Origin of the sequence: Aquimarina sp. AU474 (genome assembly GCF_900312815.1) — a bacterium.
Classification (GTDB): domain Bacteria; phylum Bacteroidota; class Bacteroidia; order Flavobacteriales; family Flavobacteriaceae; genus Aquimarina.
The window spans coordinates 1,248,164-1,271,354 of sequence record NZ_OMPE01000009.1 but is presented as its reverse complement, the minus strand read 5'-3'; the positions used below and the strand labels follow the sequence as shown (position 1 = coordinate 1,271,354).

The window sequence follows — 23,191 nt, the reverse complement described above, 5'->3', positions numbered from 1 at the left end:
TTTATTTTCTGTAACTATTAATTTTTAATGAGCTTATATAGGATTGTTTCTTTTTCTCCTTCAAGTTTTACTATAAATATCCCACTGTTTAATTGCCCAAGGGTATTAAACACTGTAGCCTTGGCCCCAGAAATGATATTCTTTTCTGCAACTAATTGTCCTGTTATATTATATATTCTTGCTCTTGTAAAGTCATGACTTTTGGGTAAGCTTAATTTTATCTCATTAGTAAATGGATTTGGATATACAATCATCTTATCTATCCCGAACTCTTTTAAGGGTTCATCATCCAATTCATTAGCTACTATAGTTCTTGATTTTGAAAAAGTTTGCGCCCTAGAACTTTCATATATTTTGACATTTCTAAAAGAACTATTATTGCCACTACCACTATCATTGTCATTTACAAGTATCAAGTTCATAGCACTCCCGGTATAGGAACTCCCTATAGGAATAATATACGTTTTATAACTCCCGGGAGTATCATAATTATCAAAACTTCTAATTCCCCAGTTTTGGGTTCCGTGCACCTTAAAAATTCTATTGCTGCTTAATGAATTATCCTCATCAAATCCTATCCCATGAATCTCACCCTCTGAAGTACTTTTAAAATCAAACTCTAGGACTGTATTTGCAGTTATTACATAAGAATTTGTAGAACGTTTCCAGGTATTATTTACTAGACGAGCTGTTTGTCCATTATCTTCTATAACATTGGTTCCATCGGCATCTTGATTAGAATATGAAGCTAGTGTAACTGTATTAAAATCTATACAACTTGTACAACCTGTTGGAGGATTTGTTGTTCCTAGGGGGCCAAAAAGTTCAATTTCACATATCTGAGTCATATTAATACTAGCCCTATTTTTTGTGGTATTAAGTCGGTAATATGTATATGCATTGGTGTTTGTAAAGTCGAATTCTCTTCGTTCGAAACGATTTACCCATGTTTGCCCAGACCAACTGTTTAAAGTAACCCAGCTGGTTCCGTTATTAGATCCTTGAATATTAAAATTTTCGGGATCTCTATCCGGTACATCATTTGCGCTAGTTATTGTTATTTTATTTACAATAAGTGCTGCTGGAAATTGAATTTGAATCCAACTTGGATTTGATGTGCTTGGAACTCCTCCATTATCTAACCACTTACTCCAATCTGTATTTTGTGCACCATTCGAGGATAAATTATCAAAAACTCTATCTGCACTTTCTACTGCATTAATTTGCGCTCTAGCAGTTATCGTTCCTGTTCCAACAGGATTTGTATGATCTACAGAGATTGATGTTCCTGTCGTAAAACTCCAAACAGGACCAGTAGTTGTTCCCAACGAATTTACCTCATCTACCCTCCAATAATATGTAGAACTTGTGTTTAGAGATCCTGGTGTATAAGACGTACTTATTTGATTTCCTTTAAAATCGGCGGATCCAAGGATTGAACTCGTTCCAAAATATACATTATGAGAATTTGTATCTGATCCGGCAGACCATGATAGGGACGTACCCGTACTTATTCCCGCTCCTCCATTAACGGGATTAGGTGTGTTGGCTGTGCCAGGAATACCAGCTGGTGCTAAGGCAGTATTAATAGCTTCAGCATATGCAGCTACAGACGGGCTATTATCAAAATCATCATAGATCCACATAAAACCACCTGTTATACCACAACTATTCTCCCAAGAACTCATTCTACTTTCTACACTAGCTACGCTTGATTGTCCAGAACCTCCCCATAAACCAGGAAAAACAGGAATACCAAAATCCCATGTAGATGAACAGGGATTATTACCACTTCCTCCAGCATAACACTGCAAGTAATTTCTATCTATATTTCCTGGGTAGGCAGCATTTACCTTTGTTACTAAAGTTCTCCAAAAATTACTATTTTGATAAGGTACTATTGCATTTTTATATCCTAACCCCGCTAACATTTTAGTAAATGCCACAGCAGAAGGAGCGTGATAGGTGCTTTCATCATCATTATTAAAAGCATCTATCCCAGGAATCGCAGCTTTAAGTGCTGTAAAGTTATCATAAAGTGTTGTTCCGGGTCCAAAACCTTCTGAATTATAAAAATTCTGAACAGCAGCAAATGTTCCCGATCCTGCAGCCGCAAGGCCAAACTCTACTCTATTAATAGAAGTAGGGGCTGTTTTTAACAACACGATATCATTTGGGAAATTAGGGTAACTCTGATCACCCACATAAACTCCATTTTGGACTAACGGAAATTCTCCATTAAACCCTAGATCTCCATTAGACTCTATATGAATAGTCCATACGATTACTGTTGTGTATCCAGAATTTCGCAACTCATTTATCGATGAGTTTCTATTGTTATAGATCGGGCCGCCAGCATATATAGCTGATTCTTGACTAATACCCTGAGTGCTAACTACTATAAATAATAGCAATATTAGCTGCTGAAAAAAAAGCTTGTGTGTTTTCATTATATAATATTTAATAAATAATTTTAAGACCATACTATTAAACCTTACATATCCTTTTTTACTACTTTCCCTTTTAATTTTCCTAATTTATTATACCAAGTATATTTTAATGTTATTGATGTAATAATCATCAATACAAGTACTACAAATAATTGTTCATATTCTCTAATCAACAAATAGATAGGGATTAAGACAAATGTCATTTGCCAAACAACTCCCACTACACAATTAAAAGTGTCTTTCCAGAAATCTTTATTTGCTATAAATGTTGGATCTTCTTTTTTTAGTTGGTTATATACGGGTTTCCAAAATCCCCATGGTTTTGTGGTTTTATAAAAGTTTTTTAATACTTCCATATCATCAGGTTTTCCCAAATAAACTCCTAAAAAACATCCTATAAAAGATAGTAACAATATGATTGGAAATAAATAAATAGCCGATGTTTCGGGAAAAAAGCCTGGCACAATAGAAGCCGCTATAAGCCCTGCTAGCATTCCACCAAAATAACCATAAGCATTAAAACGCCACCAAATCCATTTCAACATATTTGCTGCAGCATACCCCCCATATAATGCAGATGTTAACCAAACGGTAAGCGTATTTATCGAGGAAGCAAAAAACCCAAATAACAAACCAATAATCACGATGAGTATCGACGATAAATAACTAAATCGAATATATGTTTTGTTAGAAGCATTAGGTCTTATATATTTTTTATAAATATCATTTACCAAATATGCCGGCGCAGCATTTATAAAAGCTGCAAAAGTACCCATAAAAGCAGCTAGAAGTCCTGCTAGTAATAACCCTTTAAGGCCTGCAGGTATAAATCGCTGAATTGCTACAGGTAGTATTGTTTCAAAATCTATTCCAGATCCCGCTATCTGCAGCTCAGGTCCTAAATAGACTAATCCTAAGATTGCAAAACCTGCAATCATAAGATAACGAGGTATAGATAGTACCACTATTGTTAACCCACTCATTTTTGACGCTTCAATTTCATTTTTTGTAGATAATATACGTTGCATGTCATAGCTTGGCACTGGTCCTGCAAGACTTGCAAAAATCCCCTTGAAAATCATCATCATAAATAAAAATCCAAAAAGTGAAAATCCATCTTCTTCAATTTTGGTATTTACGCTATCTATATAACCTGTCCAATCTATATCAAGCTCCATCCCAAAAAACAAATTCTTCCAATTTTCTGGTACGGCTGTAGTAATTTGTTCTGCTGTTACGGTTGTAAATGCAATATACCCAATCACTAAACAAGAAATTGTCATGATTACGAATTGAATAACTTCAGTACCTACAACACTATACATACCCCCTTTCAAAGTATATATCGTAGTTATAGCAATAATAATAAGTGCATAAGATTGCTCTGACGAAATCCCTAACGAACCTATAGCAAATGACAAATCCCAAGGAAAAAATATGGTTGCGAATTTTCCTATTCCTTCAAAAAAATATGCAATAAAACCTAGTGTACTTATAATAGCAAAAACGGTTACAATGATATGGGATAAACGAGCTCCCAAATCTTTTCCAAATCGATATGTTATCCATTGCGCCCCTGTCATTACATTAGATCGTCTCAACCAAGCGGCTAAAAACACCATAATAAAAACTTGATTCCATACAGGCCACAACCAAGGTAACCATGCACTTTTAACACCATAAACAAACATTGCCGTTACCGCCCACATTGTTCCAGAGATATCAAACATCCCAGATGCATTAGATAGTCCTAAGTAGTACCACGGAATTTCATTTCCTCCTAAAAAGTAAGATTTCATGTCTTTCGACGCCTTTTTAGAAACATAAAATCCTAAAAGAAGTGTAATAATGATGTAACAAATTATTATTACAATATCAATGGTAGCTAGATTCATTTAAAGTCTATTAGTTCTTTACTCCCCAGTTTTTATTAGGAGATGATCCCATTACAAAGTGCAATGTCCCTCCATTCATAATTTCTTGATGAGTAATGTATGATCGATTTAATTCTTTTCCATTTAGGGTTGCAGATTGTATGTATATATTAGCATCGGATACTTGTTCTGCCTCGATAGTAAAATCAACGCCTTCTTTTATTTTTATTGTCGATTTATCAAAGAGCGGACTCCCTATTTGATATTCGCCAGATGCTGGATTCATTGGATAAATCCCCAAGGAACTGAATACGTACCATGCAGACATTTGACCACAATCTTCGTTACCGCTAAGTCCTTTAGGAGTAGTATTATATTGTGTTTTTAATATTTGATGTACCCAATATTGAGTTTTCCAAGGGGCATTAGCTTTATTAAACATATATGCGATATGATGACTTGGTTCATTACCGTGCGCATATTGTCCAATTAAACCAGAGATATCGGCAGAAACATTATCTCCTGTTATTTCAGAGTCTTCAGTAAATAATTGTTCGAGTTTTGTTACAAAAGTATTCTCGTCACCAAATAATTGTATGAGTCTTTCAATATTATGAGGTACGAACCAGCTATGTTGCCAAGCATTTCCTTCAGTATAATCGGCGTGTACTCGATGTGCCGAAAATTTTGGGTCAAAAGGCTCATGCCATGCTACACCTTCTTTATTTTTTCCTCTCATAAATCCAGTTTCTGGATCAAAAAGATGAGTATACGCTTCTGATCGCTTTAAGAAGTAGTTATAATCCTCATTTTTATGTAAAGCCTTTGCAATTTGAGCTACACACCAATCATTATAAGCGTACTCTAACGTTATGGTTACGGACTCATCTAATAATTCATACGGGATATATCCATATTCCTTATAAAAATTTAACCCTCTCTCATCTTGCATCATAGTTTGTTTCATAGCCTCATATGCTTTTTCGATATCGAACCCTCTTATACCTTTTAGATATGCTTCGGCTATTACAGAAACTGAATGATATCCTGTCATCGTATTTGTTTCGTTCGCATACAAAGTCCAAACAGGCAATATTTTTTTGTCTTCATAATACGCCAACATAGAATTGATCATGTCAGAAACTTTATCCGGAGCCAGTAAAACAAGTAAAGGGTGTTCTGCCCTAAAAGTATCCCATAAAGAAAGTGTTGAATAGGCAACAAATTTATCTGCATAGGAAACTGTATCGTTTTCTTTTCTATATGCCCCATCAGAATCACTGTAAGTTACTGGTGCAATTTGAGAATGATATAATGCTGTATAAAAAATAGTCCTTAAAGAATCTATTTTTGTCTCCACATTTATGTTAGAAAGTGCATTCTCCCAAGAAGAATGTGCTTTTTCTTTCACCAAATCAAACTCAAAATTATTCTTGTGTTCTGCAATGTTTTTCTTTGCATTATCAATGCTTACAGAAGAGACCCCTACTTTAACCTCTAATTGATTTTTTACAACTTCATTAAAAAACAATTGCACAGAAGTAGCAGTGTCCTTTACCGTATTTGATCTTTCTACTTTTGTATTACTCTTGTATAAATCATATCCATTAATTGATTTTGAGAACTGCAATACAAAATATACTTTTTGATTTTTTGCCCATCCCGTACTATATCTATATCCTGAGACGGTATATTTATCTTCAATATTGATTTGCGAATCAACTGTTTTATCCCAATTCACGGTATATCCTAAATCCAAAATTAAAGATTGATCATCTCCTTCTCTGAACGTATATCTATGAAAAGCAGTTCGAAGATCAGCAGTGAGTTCTGCCTTAATGTTAAAATCATCTAAGAAAACGCTATAATATCCGGGAGTAGCATTTTCGTTAGTATGAGAATACTTCGAGATATACGGTATCTCATCCCGGGTGTTTACAGGAGTTGTAAGGTCTACTTTTTTATTAATTGGCATTACCCGTATATCAGTAAGATCGCCAATTCCCGTTCCACTAAGATGCAAATGGCTAAAACCGATAGTTTTTGAGTCTGAATAATGATATCCAGAGCACCAATCCCATCCTGACACGCCGTTATCAGGACTTACTTGAACCATCCCAAAAGGTATTGTTGCTCCTGGGTATGTATGACCATGACCTCCGGTTCCAATAAAAGGATCAACAAACTCGGTTAAATTTGTTTCTATTATATTTACACCATTACTATGAGTTTCTTTTCTGTTGCACGAAAAAATTATAATTGATAAAATCACTAGTAATAGTCTAATATTGTAAAGTATTTTCATCTGCATATATTTAGTGTTTTAATGATTTGCACATCATAAAAACAACAATAATATAAATATTTACAAATCTTATGTTTAAAAGAATAATTTTAGACCAATAACAGCGTAACTCTGTTAAACGTCTAAAAAAAACAAGGGGAATATGTTTCAAAAAATTAGACATCTTATAAATATTACTCCGGGTAATAATTATAATATCACATTAAAACATCATGTAATATTCTGGTTGGTATATTTTCTATTTACCACTTTTAGATGGGGAAGTTATTTCAATGATTATGTGTACTCATTTAAAACTACTGCATTAGGTTTTGTTATACATATGACGTTAAGTTATTTCAACATCTATTACTTAATGCCAAAATTTATTCATAAACGCAAATATCTACTATATGTAATATCTGTAATGATTTCGCTGTTTTTAATGTTATTGGCAAAATTTTATTTAACCTACTTTATGGTGAGCCATAATGTTTGGCCCGAAGGTCCTGAAGTAACCAATAAACTCACCTTAAATTATGCTATTGAAATGATGTTAGGAGAGCTTTATGTTATGGCCTTTGTAGCGGCTATAAAAGTTACTTTAGATTGGTTGCGGGAGCATAAAAAACTAATCGATGTAGAAAAATTACAATTAGAAACTGAACTACGTTTTTTAAGAACACAAATATCGCCGCATTTCTTTTTTAACACCTTAAATAACATCTACTCTCTGGCAGTAGAAAAATCAGAAAAAACGCCCAAAACTATTCTGAAGTTATCCGAACTCATGAGGTATTTACTTCATGAAACCAATCAGAAAAGACAAAGTCTCTCTAAAGAAATTATATGTCTACAGAATTATCTAGATTTAGAACGAATCAGATATGGTGATTTATTAAAAATTAATATCAATATTTCTGGTGAAATTGAGGACAAAGAAATTGCTCCTATGCTATTACTTGCTTTCATAGAAAACTCATTTAAGCACGGAGCAAATAAAAATATTGGAATGATCGAAATAAATATTGATTTTAATGTAATTGATGATTTTCTATATTTCAAAATTTCAAACCCAATTCCTACCAAAACTAACAACAACGAAATTGTATCATATCCCGGAGGGATTGGAATCGGAAATGTTAAAAAAAGACTAGAATTAGGGTATAAAAAAGAAGAATACCGATTATCTATAGGTGAAAACAATAATCTATATGTAGTCGATTTAAAAATCAAAGTGTAATGGATTTAAAATGTGTAATAATTGATGATGAGCCATTAGCCATCAACGTAATAAAAAACTATATAAATCAAACCAAAGGGCTTACACTTCTAAGTTCTTTTAATGATGCTACAGAAAGTGTTGACTATTTAAGAAATCACGAAATTGATCTCCTGTTTTTAGACATCAACATGCCCTTATTAGATGGGCTAAATCTTTTAAAAAGTATTCCTCAAAAACCATTAACCATAATTACAACTGCTCACGAAGAATTTGCAGTAGCTAGTTATGAACTAGAGGTTGTAGACTACCTAGTTAAACCTATTTCTTTTCATAGGTTCATAATGGCAATAAATAAAGCTTTTAAAATTAAGGGGTATCAACAAAAAGATGACTTTGCCACCCATAACGAAAGGGCCTATATTTTTATTAAGATTGATAAGAAAAAGATGAAAAAGATATACTTAGACGAAGTATTATCTGTAGAAAGCTTGGGAGATTATATCAAAATAAATACGGTTGTAGATAAATATATTATACATCAAACTCTTAGTAGTTTTACAGATGAACTACCATCGGATAAATTTATACGAATTCATAGGTCATATACCATATCAATTGAAAAAGTAGATACTGTTGAGGGTAATAGTATAGAAATAGCAGATATTAGATATCCTATCGGCAGAAGTTATTTGAATGAAGTTAAAAATAGAATTTTTAATGATTCAGAATAAATACACTTCTATAATAATCAAAAAAAACCTGATGAGTGTCCTCATCAGGTTCAAAAATAGACGGCATGGGTAACCCATTATAATATCAAATATTACTAATCCCTAAAATCACATCTATTTTTGCAAACACCTAATTAATTAGGAGAGAGAGAAAATCATCCATGTTTGTTTTTGCGATGCTCTGTATCTGTTGTTATTTTACGTACTATATTTTTTAATTTTGTATCTAATTTTTTTCTAGTTCCATCGATCTTAGAAGAATAATATTTATACTCTTTATTTTTATATCGTAAAGTCGTAGTTGGCCAATCCCATACTTTTTTGAACGTGATATCTTCTTCAGGTTTATCCAACATTGTTTTTAAATCCTCTAATTCCTGTTCCTGCAATTTTCCTTTTATATTTCCTTTTACAGTTACATTACGGATTCCTGTATACGAGATCGAACCATCTTCATAGATCCACATATCAAAGACCTGGCATTTTCCTCGACATGGTCCTTTAGCATAATAGATCATAGCTTCATTTTCATTTGTCGAAACCTTAGAGGCATCCTTAGTAGACTGACAAGAAAAATTGATCATTATCAGTAATATCATTATATATTTCATATTTCAACTGTTTTAGTTTTTATGATGACTACAATGCATTTTATTCTTATCTCCAAACGTATTTGCATTTTTCCATGTCCCTGGCGCTGGTAAGAAACTTCTACTACTTTTAGAAATATTGCCTCGTATATAATCTCTTAATTTTACCATCTCACCATCGTCATACATAATCTGAATCTTTTTCTCTGCTCCATTATCTCCATTCACTCCCCCTGCTCTTGTAACAAACGTTGCAAAAACCTCTGCAATATCTTCTCCTGGGTTTGTAGACGCATATTGAGTTACATAGCGTTCTTTGTATTTATCATAGAATTTTTGTGCATCACTTTCGCTATTTATATCCTGAAATTCTGTCCAAATATCTGCCCAGTGATTTTGATAAATTTTATTGATATTAGAATCATCTCTAGCACAACCTTCTCCTGTAAAAAAACTTTTACAATTGCCTGATGATATAGAGGAATCAACTTGCTTTATATCCAAAGTAATAATATGACCAAATTCATGCACAATAGTGTATGCCAATTCTCCTCCCGCATTAAAACCTCCTTCATAGGCGTAATCTATTGCAATACCCATTTGCCATTTTGAAAGGTCCGGAGTTCGTTCTACTACATATCCAGCAATACCACTTTTTTCTCCAGTATAGATCATAAACTCGTTCATTTTTGATCTATAATCTAATGGGATTATATCCTTTACAAGATTCCATATCTCCTGATGTTTTTGTGTGTCTTTTTGCAGTGCTAATGCTTGCCCAGTGACACTAAAATCTCTTTCTTTAACAATATTTTCTCCATCAACTTTATACAACGTTACATTTCTAAGGTCTTCGCTTTGGTTTTCATTTTCATTATCACCACCATTATTATCTACATTAGAATTTTCTTCTGGCCCTGCATCATCATCTTTATTGCAAGATTGAAACGTAAGGGTGATAACACTTAAAAAAAGAATTACTATATATTTCCATCTTCTTGTGTCTTTCATAATCTTCTTTGATTTAAAAATTAAACGTCTTTTATAACACAACAACAAACTTTAAGTACACCCTATTTTTTTTTCTTCATTTTTTTTTGAAGTAAAAAAACATCCCTATTATTATTTCTAAATAGGGTAAATACAATCTCTCGTGTTGTTAGAGTAAACAGACATAACGAAGCAACAGATGTTTAAATGGTATAACACATTTTAAAAAAGTTTACGATCGTAATACCCTATTATTGGAAAGAAAAAATACTATCTATCTATACTTTTCTATAAATACATTAGTTTTGAAAAAAGCTAAGTATTTCTGAAATGCCCAAAAAACAACAATCTGTTTGTGAAGAAAAAACCTTTAAAATGATTTATGACAATCATTCTGAGGTAATTCTCAACTTTATATATTATAAATGTGGGAATATGGCACAGGCAGAAGACATCACACAAGAAGCTTTTGTTAAACTCTGGAGAAATTGTAAAAAAGTACTGTTTGAAAAAGCAAAATCATTTTTAATGAAGGTAGCACAAAATGCTTTTTTTAATGATTTAAGACATGAAAAAGTGATTTTAAAATATAATCAACAAAGTTTTTCTTCTATAGGATATGAATATAGTCCAGAGTTTCTTTTAGAAGAAAAAGAGTTTATGATAAAATTACAACGTTGCATTGCCGAACTGCCAGAGAAACAAAGAGAGGTCTTTTTGTTAAGCAGAAAAGATAAGAAAACCTATCGGGAGATTGCCGAAATTATAGGATTAACCCAAAAAGCAGTAGAACGCAGAATGCATTTGGCCTTGTTAGAGTTAAGAGAAAAACTAGGACAAGCCATCTAATTTTGAAGAAATAATGGAAAAGTCAGACAACATAGATAACTTTTTAGCCAAATGGGCTAGTGGCGAATTATCCGAAGAAGAAATCAACGCATTCAAAAAAACTAAGGATTATGAACTATACAAAACTATTCTGCAAGGAACAGAATTATTAGATGTACCTACAGTTGATCGAGAACAACTTTTTAATCGTATACAAGACGATGTTTCTAAAAACAAAAAGGCTATCCCTCTTGTTCCAAAATGGGCATACGCAGTTGCAGCTAGTATTGCTTTAATTCTAGGGTTTACGTTTTTCTTTAATCAAAATACAACACATCAAACTGGTTTTGGTGAACAGCTTACCATCCTACTTCCAGACAATTCTGAGGCTATTTTAAATGCTAAGTCCAAAATTTATTATAATAAAGGAAATTGGGAAGGAAAAGAACGTATGGTTTTTTTAGAAGGCGAAGCCTTTTTCAAGGTAAAAAAAGGAAATACATTTATAGTAAAATCTAATACGAATACAGTATCTGTTCTAGGAACACAGTTTAACATTAACACCAACAACAATCTCTTTGAAGTAATCTGTTATGAAGGCAAGGTCAAAGTAGAAAATAATACATCATCTCGAATCTTAACTCAAGGAGAAGCTATACGAAGTATCAATTCATCTTTTGAAGAATGGAAATTAAACGACCCTGTTCCTTCATGGACTACTGGAGAAAGTAGTTTTACTAATTCTCCTTTATTACAAGTTATTACTACACTCGAAAAACAATATAATATAACCATTGAAACCGCAAAAGTTAATATCAATCAACGCTATAGCGGAGGATTTACACATAACAACCTTCAGAATGCATTGCACACGGTCTTTGATGCTATGAATATTAAGTATACTTTTATAGATAAAGATAGCATAGAATTGTCTGAAGAATAAATGAAATATAAATTTTTAATCTTTATTTTCTTTTTCTCTTTTTGCACACAAGCTCAACAAAAGAAAGAAGGAGTTCATCTTACCAATTATACATTAGATAGTTTTCTATCTGAAATAGAAACGCTCTTTGGTGTGAAGTTTTCATACAACGCCACATCATTCTCTGAAATAATCTTTTCTATAAGTGAGGATGCCATTTCATTGCAAGAAATCATAGCCTCAATAACTGATCAATATCCAATTTCTTTTAATCAAATAGATGATAAATATTATGTTGTTAAACTCGCCAAAACAATAACCATTTGTGGGTATTTGACCGATAAAACAAATACTATTATTGAAGGTGCCTCGATTATAAACGAAACAAAAAAAACTGGCACTACCTCTAACAAAAAAGGGTTTTTCAGCATAACCGATGTTGACCTATCCGACACATTATCCATTTCATATTTAGGATATAAAACCCTTTCTATTAATGTCAAAAATAAAATTAATTCTAATTGTGATACGTATGTATTATCATCAGAAGGTTTTGTTTTAAATGAGGTAGTCATAAAAGAATACCTCACCTCTGGAATCGTAAAAAACAGAGATGGATCGGTAAGTATCAAGCCAAATAATTCAAATATAATTTCGGGTTTATCAGAACCAGATATTTTACAAAGCATTCAATTATTGCCAGGTATAGAAAGCCCTTTAGAAACTGCATCGGGAATTTATATTAGAGGAGGTACACCTGATCAAAATTTGATTTTGTGGGATGGTATCAAAATGTATAATTCTGACCATTTTTTTGGGCTAATCTCTGCCTTTAATCCATATATCACTAATGATATTACGGTATACAAAAGTGGGACACAACCCATCTATGGGGATCGAGTCTCTGGAGTAATTGACATTAAAACAGATCAAAAAGTACCTCATAAAATAAAAGGTGGATTTGGTGTAAATATGACACATGCCGATGGGTTTATCAAACTTCCTCTTTCAAAAAAAGTTGCCATCTTGATGTCGGTCAGAAGATCCATAACTGATATTATAGAAACACCCACTATAAATACATATTCTGATCGTGCTTTTCAGAACACTAGTATTACAGATAATAGGTCGACCTTTGATCCAGAATTTACAGAGACAAAAGAGTTGTTTTATTTTACAGATGCTACTTTAAAACTAATTGCAGAACTTTCTGAAAATAATACAATTTCGGTTTCTAGTCTTTTTACTCGAAATAAATTAGATTATTCTTTTCAGGATATTGAGTTTATTGATACATCTCGTGATGAATTGGCAATCAAAAATTTTGGTGTAAATATTTCATGGAGAAGTAAATGGAATAAACGATTTTCTTCAAAAACAGAATTATCACATTCTGAATATGATCTAGAATATCGAGGGAGAAACTTATTTGTTAATCGGGATCAAACTATCGTAAAAGAAAATACTATCAAAGAGTATAGTTTTTCGTTTCATACAGACTGGAATATCAATGACCATTTTACGTTTTCTAATGGTTATCAATTGCACAGTAATCGTGTAGCTTTTTTTATACAAGAAAACGAATTTATTGCCGAAGATTCTCAAGAAAACCCAACACATAGTATCTATTCTAATTTACAATATAGTGCTCCCCAAACATGGCTCATAGGTATTGGTGCGCGAAGCAGTTATTACTCATCATTACAATCTTCTTTTGTTGAGCCTAGACTCTATGTAGAAAGAAAATTAGGAAACCATTTTAGAGTAAAAGGGTCTGCCGAGGTTAAAAATCAATCCATTAGCCAGGTAATAGAATTTGCCACTTTTAATTTTGGTCTCGAAAATCAAATATGGACTGTAGCTCAAGAAGGTCTGATACCACTACTAAGGAGCAATCAATATACCCTAGGAGGGTTGTTTCATAAAAAAAATTGGAATATTGACTTAGATATTTATTATAAAAAAATCAAAGGACTTACCTCTTTAACTCGAGGATTTGAGTCTGCGCCAAGTGCTTTTTCTAAAGGAGAAAGCACCTCTATGGGGGTGGATCTTTTACTCAAGAAAAAAGCAGGAAGATACTCAACATGGTTAGGGTATTCTCTTTCAGATACCGAATTCGTATTTGATATGATTAATCAAGGTAACGCTTTTAAAGGAAATACCAACATTGCCCATTCTGTATCCTGGTCCCATGCTTATCAATGGAAAACACTTCAATTTTCTTTAGGTTGGAAATATCGTACGGGTACGCCGTATACTCCGGCTTTGGGGTTTATAGTTGATAACGATAATAATCCATCTATAGTCTATGACCCTGTAAATTCTAAAAATCTACCCGATTATCATCGTCTTGATTTTTCTGTAGTATATGATTTTAATTGGTCGGCAAAAAACGATACTACTCAAGGACGTATAGGATTTTCGCTGCTAAACGTATACGGAAAAAAGAATACATTAAACAGAAGTTATCCTTTATACCAAATAACTGACAATGATAATAATATCTCTTTTGAGCTCCGCGAAGTCAATAAATATTCTTTGGGTGTAACTCCTAATATAACTTTTAGGCTAAGTTTTTGATCATAAATTATTACTTGCCAAAAACACAATAAAAGCCGGATCTAAGAAATCCGGCTTTTACCTGGGTATGAAATCACACCATATCTGAACTTTATAATATCTATCAAAACATATTTTGCTTCTTATTTTATAGCATGGGACGAGCAAGTATGTTTTTTTGACAACCAATTAAAGTCCGCCATAAGTAAATTAGTGTATGTTTAATTCGTTTCTTAACACAAGAAATATTTGATTTATACCTTTTGTAATTATGTTTTAAAAATCAAAAAACTAAAGTAATCTTGTACAAAAAAAATAATTATATAAATCGAAAAAAATAATATATGAGCTAATAAAATCAACCAAAAAAAGAATAAATAACTCTATAAAATTATAAATATTTAAAAGCTTCTTACTATATTGTGCATTAGGAAAATAGGTATTCACCCATTTGTTATAAAAAAATTATATTCGGATCCAAGAGGTTTCTATAATCAAATTTCAACTCGTTTTTTGAATATAGCACCCTTAAAAGGCATCCATTTAATGGTTGATTTATATTAGATCAATCGTTATTCAGACCCTGCTTTTGTTGGCTCGCCAAAGTTTTACAATTGCGGGGTTGTTTTATTTTCGAAAATCTAAAAACACTCTTTAAAAAACCCATAATTTTATACGTTTTCACACGTTTCAAAAGAGCTGATTTCAAAGTTAAAATTAATAAACGACAATTCCTTACGGCTTCCCGTAAGGAATTCTTATTTATTTTTAGTTTGAATTATAAGAGGCCCAAATCCTTGGTCATAGCGACCAGGTGAATTGCATTTTTGGCCTTAAAATTGAACTTCAATTTATTAAGTCGTTTTTCTATAGAACTAATACTATTTGGAGAAATATGATTTTTTCTAAAATACTCTCCAATTTGTTCTTGTGTTAATCCATCAGACAAATGTTTTAATAATAAAAGATCATAATCTTTAAGTTCAAAAACATTATTTTTACTCATAATACTTGCCAATCGAGGTGATATAAAACGATTGTTACTATAGACTTCAGATACCGATTGCACGAGTTCATTTAATCCATAGCGGCCCTTGCATACATAAGCATCTATACATTGATCTGCAAAAAGAGATCTTACTTTTGCCGGTCTATCCTCCATTGAATATACAACAATTTTAATATCGGGTTGTATGGATCGTATAGCTTCTATAAGTTGAATGCCCGAAATAAGTTTTCGTTCTCTATGACTTTCTTTAAAAGAAAGATCAGTTACTAATAAATCAAAAGGATGGCCATCTCTTTTGGCTCTTCTAAACTTAAGATAAGCATCATCACAATATTGTGCCTGCTGTATCTCTTCTACTCCAGTTCTATCATGAAGAATATGTGCTATTCCATGATTAATACTTCCGAGATCTTCGTTGACTAAGACTTTATTAAACATAAGCTCGTTATTATAATTAGTTTGGGAAACATAAACTGGCTTTAAAGCCCTTTCCTATTTCGGATTCAAATATAAATGATCCTCCAATTGTTTTTATACGGTTTTCCGCATTCCTCAGTCCATTACTATACATAATTCCTTCTTTATCAACACCTAAACCATTATCTGCATAGGTTATTTTTATCTGTTTAGGGCTTTTTTTAAAGGTAACCGCTACCAAACTTGCATCACTATGTTTTTTCATATTGATCATTAATTCTTGTAATACGCGATGTACGATAATTTTCTTTTCGGGAGTAATAGATTGCCAGGCTATCTCATCTATATCTTTAATAATAATTTTGGTATAATCACCACTATAACCACTTAACATATGATTAAGTTCTTGCGAAAAATCTCGCCCTTCATTAAAACTACTATTTTCTCGCGAAATATCACGAGTACTATTATAAATGTCTTCTAATTTATCCAACACATCCTGATTACTTTGATCGTTTTGTATCTGGATCATCACGTTATATACATCATTAGCTAGTTCATCATGTAGTTTTTTTGAAATACGAGCTTCGGCATTATAAACATCTCGGATAATTTCTCTTTTATGACGTTGCTCTAAAAAGTAAAAAACAAATCCACCTGTTAGTATAAGAATAATAGTCCCAAACAGATAAATAACCCGTTGCCGTTCTTTTTTTGCAGTTTCTGCTCTTAAAACTAAGTTTTCAGTAGTGAGTTTATCATTTTCATATTTGGTTACGCCATAAATCTCGCGATTGCTTTGATTAATTGTTTGTAATTCTTTATGAACTCTGTCATACTCTAGCGCTTCTTCTTTGATATTATCTTTAAGTTTGAACACAAATTCTAAAGCCTCAATCACAGAAGTTAAGCTGCGTCTTTTTTTTGCATTTTCATAAGCTGCCTCAGCATATAACAATGCCTTTGTATCTTCTTTTTCAAGATAATACTTAGTCAAATGTATGTTACTAGCGATTAATCCGGAAATATCTTGCGTTTTTTCTCGCATATCTTTAGCCGTCAAAAGTAATTGTTCGGAATCTTCATTTTCTGGATCTTGCAACCACATTTCATATCCATAATTATCTATTACTCTTGCATATTTACTTTTACTTTTCTGAATAGTACTATCAGACATTAGTTCTTGTAAAATATCAATTGCCTTTTTAAATTCTTTTTGATCAGATAATATATTAGCTCTAGTATTTTTAAACACCTGAATACTATTTCGACTCTTGTCTATTTCAAAAGCTTTATCATTGTATTTTAGGGCATCTTCATAATTTTTTTGCTCGCGATTTGCTACCGAAATAATATGATATAGTCCTGAGAGTGTTTGAACATTCGTAGTGTTTTCTATATATCTTATTCCATCAATTGCTGTCGTTTTACTTCCCGAAAAATCTCCTAAAGAAGCTTGTATATTAGCCATCTGCAGTAGACTTTTTCCAGCTGCAATACTATCCATAAGAATTCTTGATACCTTAAACGATTCATTATAATTCTTAAAAGCATGGGCAAGTTGATTATTATTTTTATAGTACCTGCCCAGTTTTGCGTATGCCTTAATCATGTAAGAAGTATCTTGATTTTTCTCTGCTACACTAAGTAATTTTTTAGAATAAACAATTGCACTATCAAACTTTTTAAGTTGACCTAACAAGGTTGTTTTCCTCATTAATCCAATATATAGTAGAGAATCATGTGGAAATCTTTTTGAAGCACTTAAAAAAGAGTTGATATGTTTTAATTTTTCATTTCGAGGAACCGAATCTTCTTTACTTAGTTTAAAGTAATAATACGTACTGTCCAACTGTATAGGAGTCAATGAAGATTTCTCTTTTTCTTGACCAAAAGTTGAAAAACTTATATAAGATATAAGTCCCCATATTCTTATTGAGAAAGGGAAATTGACACGCCAAAGTTTCATATCCCAAAATTACTAAATTAAATTGGGTGTATATATTATCTATTTATAATATATACACCCAATTTAATAATTTTAGTTCTTATAACAGCATATCCTAGCCTTCATCTTCTCCCTCCATATGCTCATCTTCTCCTTCAGTTGCGAAAGTTTCTATGGATATATCTTCATCAGCAATACTATCAGTGGTACATGAGGTTACACTTGCTGTAATAAAAAGGGCGATTAATATGTAAAAAATAGTTTTCATAATCTTTTAATTTTTAGGTTTATACAATGGGATTGCTGTCTGGATTTAAACCAGAAAAATGGGTATAGCAATCGTTTACTAAATAAGGGAGTACTCCTTTTTTGTTTTGCGGAAAGTTGAAATCTGAAGTGACTCTCTTTGGCTACTTTCCATTGCCATTGATGATCACCTTACGGATTTCCGTAACAACTGAGTTTATACATTTACTATGTTAGCAATATGTAACCGGAACTAGTTGTTGATGTGAATTTAATGAGAACCCCAGTCTATATGCATAAACAATTCCAGGGATTCCAAAGATTCCTTCGAAATCCCGAAGATTCCAATAATTCAACATAACATGGAGAGAAAAACAAGTGTTACTTACAAGAATGAAATTCTTGAAAAGTACAAAAGGGAAAAAGGCGGAGAGATGAGCAGTTATCTTCTTGAACCTACGCGCAAACAAATTAAAGAGGCATGTATGTGGCTATTGCCTCGAAGAAAGGAAAAGTACGATGAAGGTATTTTAAACCGTTTTTTTCAATTTAAGGATGGAGAAAACAAATTATACGCCATCGAACGAATGAAAGGAGACAAGTTTAAACCGATTATTAATTTTTTAACCGGAGAAACTAAATCTACTACTCCTGCAAATTTAGAACTGATTAGTTGGCTGATTGATTTTAAACCTCGACCACTTTCTATTTACCTAAAATCTAATTTGGTAAATAAAGAAGAGTTAAAACCACCAGTATTTAAGTATCAAACAGGTTCTTATTTGCAAAGAGCAGGACAACTATTATCTAAAAGAGAAAATGAAATAGTTGATATCCCAGAAACTAAAGTGATCGAAAAAACCGATAAAAGTATTACGATCATTTCTCAAATCAACCCTTCTCTTAAGATTACGACCATTGTATCTCTATGATACATTAACTCTTAAAACCAATAATTTCTCAAACCACAAAAAATATATAAACAAAATTACTTTCCAAACCACAACTATAAAAGCCAGGAGGTTATCCTGGCTTTTCATCTCATGTAAGTAAGAATTCTCAATGTTCTTTTTATATACATCAAATTTCGTTGTATTTTTACATATATAACGAAAAGTAAATATGATATCTGTACCGCAAGCTCTTCAACTAGTTCATGATCATACTAAAAAAACAGAAAACATTACCACTTTGCCTATTATCAAAGCCCTCGGCCATGTTATAGTAAGTGATATTATTTCTCCTATACACATGCCTCCTTTTCGGCAATCTGCTATGGACGGGTATGCATTAGGGTCTATCGAAGAAGATAATTTCATATTATCGGGTGAGATAAAAGCTGGTGACATTGAGAATCCAAATATAAAAAAAGGGGAAGCTATCAGGATTTTTACAGGAGCTCCTGTACCACCAAGTGCTAAAGCCGTTATCATGCAAGAAAAAGTAACGGTTTCTGGTAACCAAATTAGTACCCAAGGTTCTGTTTCGCTCCATGCCAATATTCGTCCTATAGGAGAGCAAATCAAAAAAGGTGATATTGCATTACCTAAAGGAACACTTATAACCGCTGCAGGAATTGGATATTTAGCCACTTTAGGAATCACAACTGTAACAGTATATCAAAAACCATCTATTGCTATTATCACAACAGGAAATGAATTAATTCCTCCAGGGCAATCTTTACTGCATGGGCAGATATATGAAAGTAATTCTGCCATGCTCCAAGGTGCGTGTACTCAATCAGGATTTTCTAATATTACCTGTTATAAAGTTGTTGATGAATATACCGCTACAATAGACCTTATAAGAGATACGATTGAAAATCACGATGTAATCCTAATCTCTGGCGGAATATCTGTTGGCGATTATGATTTTGTAGGCAAAGCACTCAGGGCTTTGGCTGTAGAAGAAGTTTTTTATAAGGTGAAACAGAAACCAGGAAAGCCTTTATATTTTGCAAAAAAACAAGAGAAAATTATTTTTGCTCTACCCGGTAATCCAGCTTCTTCACTTAGTTGTTTCTACATATATGTACTCCCGGCATTATTAAAAACCTGTGGAAACACACATTCTTCTACAAAAAGAGGTACTGCCATTTCTAATACGAATTACTCAAAAAAAGGAGAAAGAGCAGAGTTTTTGAAAGCTATAATTTCTGAAAATAATGTTACTATTTTGGATGGACAGGCATCTTCAATGCTTAGATCTTTTTCTGTAGCCAATGCTATGGTTTATCTCCCCGAAGAAGTATCAAATGTTGAAATTGGAGATCCTGTACAAATAGTTAATTTGCCATAAATACTGCGAAAAATTTAGAATTTTCATAAAAATTTAATCTAAAATCCTTTTTTTCCTAAAATTGACTTAAAGAAAAATCTTTCCTAAAAAATCGTTGTATCTTTAAAAACCAAACGCTTCTAATGGACTATAGAATAAAAAGTAGAATATGGATAGAATCTGAACATGGGGTTTTCCTAGGTGAAGGTAGAGTTCGTTTATTAAAAGCTATCTCAGACACGGGCTCCCTAAGCAAGGCAGCTGGTTCGCTGGATATGTCCTATAAAAAAGCATGGAATCTATTAGATAGCATGAATAAGACTGCCAAAGAGCCATTAGTAATTACCTCAACAGGAGGTAAAGGAGGAGGAGGAGCTCGACTAACTACTTATGGTGAAAGTGTAATTAAAACATTTGACACAATTAATCAAAAATGTTGGGAATTTCTAGACAATGAATTGAAACAAATTTCATTATGAATCTAGACAAAAAAGTAACCGGAATTATTTTGGCAGGAGGCAAAAGCTCTAGAATGGGAAGTGAAAAAGGTTTACTCCTTTTTGAAAACACATCCTTTATTAAACATATTAGTAATGCTTTACAACCACTAATAGATGAATTAATTATTGTTAGTAACAACCCGCAATATGACAAGTTTAAAGGTAGAAGAGTACCGGATATTATACCAGATTCTGGTCCAATAGCCGGATTACATGCCGGATTACTACATTCTAAAACAGAAAATAACTTAGTATTAAGTTGTGATGTCCCCTTGATTACGACTACTCTTTTACAAAAACTTTTACCTCAAAAAAAAGAAGATTATGATGCCATTATTTTTGAAAGCAAACAACAAACCATTCCTTTAATTGCTATGTACAAAAAACAATGTGCAGAGAAATGTGCCCAATTTTTGGCAAATGGCGAAAAACGTTTGCGAAAACTGATATCAGAACTAAATACAAAAACAATTACAATTTTAGAAGAAGAACATTTTTTTGTGAGTAATATTAATACCCCAGAGGATCTAAAAATAATTACAAATGGAGTTAACCATTAAATATTTTGGCATGCTGGCCGAGGCCACTACAATTCATGAAGAACAAATACAAACCGAGGCTTGTTTTGTATCCGAATTGATTAAAAAGCTAAAAGATCAGTACCCCAAACTACATCAAAATGACTTTAAAGTTGCGGTTAATCAACAATTAGTCGATCACAACTATTTTATAAACAATCAAACCGAAGTAGCTTTATTACCCCCATTTGCTGGAGGTTAACATACAATACTATGGATTCTTTACATTCAAGATATCACAGACAAATTATTCTCTCTGAAATTGGTACATCGGGGCAAAATAAACTTAGTGCATCCAAAGTACTGGTTATAGGAGCTGGTGGTTTGGGATGTCCTGCCTTGCAATATCTTACTGCAGCGGGAATAGGTACTATCGGGATAATTGATTTTGATACCGTAGAAGCCTCTAACCTACATCGACAGATCTTGTACGGAGAAAATTCTATTGGTAAAAACAAAGCTATAGCTGCCAAAGATCGCCTTGTAGATCTTAATCCAGATATAACAATTAACGTATATCCCGAAAAATTAACCACGAAAAACGCTTTATCTCTTTTTGCAGCATATGATATTATATTAGATGGAACAGATAATTTCTCCACAAGGTATTTGGTTAATGATGCATGTGTTATTACCGGCAAGCCTTTGGCATATGGTGCTATTTTTAAATTTGAAGGACAGGTAGCCGTTTTTAATTATAAAAACGGACCAACATATCGATGTCTTTTTCCTGAACCTCCGAAAGCTGGAAGCGTACCTTCTTGTTCTGAAATAGGTGTTTTGGGAGTATTACCTGGAATTATTGGAAGTATGCAAGCCAACGAAGTTTTAAAAATTATCTTAGGAATCGGTGATGTTCTCAATGGTAAATTATTGATGTATGATTGCCTTTCTACTCGATTTTCAAGTTTTTCTATACAACGTGTTGATAAGCAAGTATCGAAAATACTTAATACCGCCAAGAATTTTGAAACCATAGATTATGATCTCTTTTGTGGGATTTTACATATTAAAGAAAAAACTGCCTTAGAAGTATTTCAATTAAAAGACATACAATATATAGATGTTCGAGAGGATCATGAACGGCCAAAAATTGAAAGTTTACATCCACTATATATTCCGTTAGGATCACTTGAAAAAGAAATGCACAAAATAGATCATGAAAAAGAAACTATTGTCTTTTGCCAATCAGGAGTTAGAAGTAAAAAAGCAGTAGAAATTCTTCAAAAAAATGGATTTCAGAAAATATCACATGTAAAAGGAGGTGCTATTGCCCTTTTTGAATATCAATCCTCAAAAGTAGTATAACTATATATATGGAAAAAAAGAAAACAAAAAATGTATTTGTGCAAGGGGCCATTTCATCAGAATTTATTGGCCAATCCATTGCCAAGCATCAAACAAAAACGAATATTGGTGCTCATAATATTTTTTTAGGACAGGTACGAGCTGATATAATCGATGGCAAAACTGTTACTGCCATTGATTATACTGCATATGAAGAAATGGCCAATCAAAAATTTCATGAGATTCGTGAAGCTACTTTTGCTAAATACGATCTAACTTGTATGCATATTTATCATAGTCTTGGTCAGGTAAATATCGGAGAAATATGCCTTTTTGTATTTGTGTCTTCTCCGAGAAGAAAAATAGTTTTTAAAGCTCTTGAATATGTGGTTGAGGCTATCAAAGCCGATGTTCCTGTTTTTGGCAAAGAGATTTTTGAAGATCAAACGCATCAATGGAAACAGAATACATAA

At 32.6% G+C, this 23,191-nt stretch carries 20 protein-coding genes; 12 read left to right on the top strand and 8 right to left on the bottom strand.

Annotated elements, in window-relative coordinates; all coding sequences use genetic code 11:
* Nucleotides 1-17 precede the first annotated feature (17 nt).
* The 3 genes from DK508_RS19085 to DK508_RS19075 all read right to left on the bottom strand — a co-directional run bounded on the left by DK508_RS19085 (nucleotide 18) and on the right by DK508_RS19075 (nucleotide 6,629).
* On the bottom strand, nucleotides 18-2,450 hold the full coding sequence (locus DK508_RS19085; protein WP_160114797.1) for a discoidin domain-containing protein: 2,433 nt from the start codon (nucleotides 2,448-2,450) through the stop codon (nucleotides 18-20).
* Between the two features lie 44 nt (nucleotides 2,451-2,494).
* Entirely contained in the window at nucleotides 2,495-4,249 is a 1,755-nt protein-coding gene (locus DK508_RS19080; protein WP_370443859.1) for a sodium:solute symporter family protein, read from the bottom strand.
* A 106-nt stretch (nucleotides 4,250-4,355) separates the two neighbouring features.
* Nucleotides 4,356-6,629 carry a GH92 family glycosyl hydrolase gene (locus DK508_RS19075; protein ID WP_370443858.1) on the bottom strand — a complete coding sequence of 758 codons (2,274 nt, stop codon included), beginning with the start codon at nucleotides 6,627-6,629 and terminating at the stop codon, nucleotides 4,356-4,358.
* Nucleotides 6,630-6,771: 142 nt separating this feature from the next.
* On the opposite strand from DK508_RS19075, the gene DK508_RS19070 reads away from it, so the two are divergent.
* Both DK508_RS19070 and DK508_RS19065 read left to right on the top strand, forming a co-directional pair.
* A complete protein-coding gene (locus tag DK508_RS19070; RefSeq protein ID WP_109302377.1) occupies nucleotides 6,772-7,851 on the top strand; it encodes a sensor histidine kinase in 1,080 nt (359 codons plus the stop codon).
* The gene (locus DK508_RS19065) at nucleotides 7,851-8,564 is read left to right on the top strand and encodes a LytTR family DNA-binding domain-containing protein (RefSeq protein WP_109302376.1); all 714 of its coding nucleotides are present in this window, start codon (nucleotides 7,851-7,853) and stop codon (nucleotides 8,562-8,564) included. Before DK508_RS19070 ends, DK508_RS19065 begins: the two co-directional genes overlap by 1 nt.
* A 155-nt stretch (nucleotides 8,565-8,719) precedes the next feature.
* On the opposite strand, the gene DK508_RS19060 is transcribed toward DK508_RS19065, so the two are convergent.
* Nucleotides 8,720-9,175, bottom strand: a complete 456-nt coding sequence (locus DK508_RS19060; protein ID WP_160114796.1) for a DUF6438 domain-containing protein — start codon at nucleotides 9,173-9,175, stop codon at nucleotides 8,720-8,722.
* 12 nt (nucleotides 9,176-9,187) lie between these two features.
* A complete protein-coding gene (locus tag DK508_RS19055) occupies nucleotides 9,188-10,165 on the bottom strand; it encodes a hypothetical protein (RefSeq protein ID WP_109302374.1) in 978 nt (325 codons plus the stop codon).
* 309 nt (nucleotides 10,166-10,474) lie between these two features.
* Between DK508_RS19055 and DK508_RS19050 the strand changes: the two genes are divergently transcribed.
* From DK508_RS19050 to DK508_RS19040, 3 genes are read left to right on the top strand one after another with little or no spacing between them, the layout of a single operon-like run.
* Nucleotides 10,475-10,993: an RNA polymerase sigma factor gene (locus DK508_RS19050; protein WP_109302373.1), complete on the top strand. Its 519-nt coding sequence runs from the start codon at nucleotides 10,475-10,477 to the stop codon at nucleotides 10,991-10,993.
* Nucleotides 10,994-11,006: 13 nt separating this feature from the next.
* Nucleotides 11,007-11,915 (top strand): FecR family protein, encoded by a 909-nt coding sequence (locus tag DK508_RS19045; protein WP_109302372.1) that lies wholly within the window; start codon nucleotides 11,007-11,009, stop codon nucleotides 11,913-11,915.
* Nucleotides 11,916-14,477, top strand: a complete 2,562-nt coding sequence (locus DK508_RS19040) for a carboxypeptidase-like regulatory domain-containing protein (protein WP_109302371.1) — start codon at nucleotides 11,916-11,918, stop codon at nucleotides 14,475-14,477.
* 757 nt (nucleotides 14,478-15,234) lie between these two features.
* Here the strand turns inward: DK508_RS19040 and DK508_RS19035 are convergent.
* The 3 genes from DK508_RS19035 to DK508_RS21275 form a co-directional block, all read right to left on the bottom strand.
* On the bottom strand, nucleotides 15,235-15,903 hold the full coding sequence (locus DK508_RS19035; RefSeq protein ID WP_109302370.1) for a response regulator transcription factor: 669 nt from the start codon (nucleotides 15,901-15,903) through the stop codon (nucleotides 15,235-15,237).
* 16 nt (nucleotides 15,904-15,919) lie between these two features.
* Nucleotides 15,920-17,851, bottom strand: coding sequence for a hypothetical protein (locus DK508_RS19030; protein WP_109302369.1), 1,932 nt, complete (start codon nucleotides 17,849-17,851; stop codon nucleotides 15,920-15,922).
* A 94-nt stretch (nucleotides 17,852-17,945) separates the two neighbouring features.
* On the bottom strand, nucleotides 17,946-18,098 hold the full coding sequence (locus DK508_RS21275; protein ID WP_160114795.1) for a hypothetical protein: 153 nt from the start codon (nucleotides 18,096-18,098) through the stop codon (nucleotides 17,946-17,948).
* A 340-nt stretch (nucleotides 18,099-18,438) separates the two neighbouring features.
* Between DK508_RS21275 and DK508_RS19025 the strand changes: the two genes are divergently transcribed.
* The 7 genes from DK508_RS19025 (at nucleotide 18,439) to DK508_RS18995 (ending at nucleotide 23,191) form a co-directional block, all read left to right on the top strand.
* The gene (locus tag DK508_RS19025) at nucleotides 18,439-19,008 is read left to right on the top strand and encodes a hypothetical protein (protein WP_109302368.1); all 570 of its coding nucleotides are present in this window, start codon (nucleotides 18,439-18,441) and stop codon (nucleotides 19,006-19,008) included.
* A gap of 190 nt (nucleotides 19,009-19,198) precedes the next feature.
* Nucleotides 19,199-20,374: a gephyrin-like molybdotransferase Glp gene (glp, locus tag DK508_RS19020; RefSeq protein WP_109302367.1), complete on the top strand. Its 1,176-nt coding sequence runs from the start codon at nucleotides 19,199-19,201 to the stop codon at nucleotides 20,372-20,374.
* A 122-nt stretch (nucleotides 20,375-20,496) separates the two neighbouring features.
* Nucleotides 20,497-20,832 (top strand): winged helix-turn-helix domain-containing protein, encoded by a 336-nt coding sequence (locus DK508_RS19015; RefSeq protein ID WP_109302366.1) that lies wholly within the window; start codon nucleotides 20,497-20,499, stop codon nucleotides 20,830-20,832.
* Nucleotides 20,829-21,413 (top strand): molybdenum cofactor guanylyltransferase, encoded by a 585-nt coding sequence (locus tag DK508_RS19010; RefSeq protein WP_109302365.1) that lies wholly within the window; start codon nucleotides 20,829-20,831, stop codon nucleotides 21,411-21,413. Before DK508_RS19015 ends, DK508_RS19010 begins: the two co-directional genes overlap by 4 nt.
* The gene (locus tag DK508_RS19005) at nucleotides 21,397-21,633 is read left to right on the top strand and encodes a MoaD/ThiS family protein (protein WP_109302364.1); all 237 of its coding nucleotides are present in this window, start codon (nucleotides 21,397-21,399) and stop codon (nucleotides 21,631-21,633) included. The genes DK508_RS19010 and DK508_RS19005 overlap by 17 nt, the downstream gene beginning before the upstream one ends.
* A gap of 11 nt (nucleotides 21,634-21,644) precedes the next feature.
* Nucleotides 21,645-22,739, top strand: a complete 1,095-nt coding sequence (gene moeB, locus DK508_RS19000) for a HesA/MoeB/ThiF family protein (RefSeq protein ID WP_109302363.1) — start codon at nucleotides 21,645-21,647, stop codon at nucleotides 22,737-22,739.
* 8 nt (nucleotides 22,740-22,747) lie between these two features.
* On the top strand, nucleotides 22,748-23,191 hold the full coding sequence (locus tag DK508_RS18995) for a molybdenum cofactor biosynthesis protein MoaE (protein WP_109302362.1): 444 nt from the start codon (nucleotides 22,748-22,750) through the stop codon (nucleotides 23,189-23,191).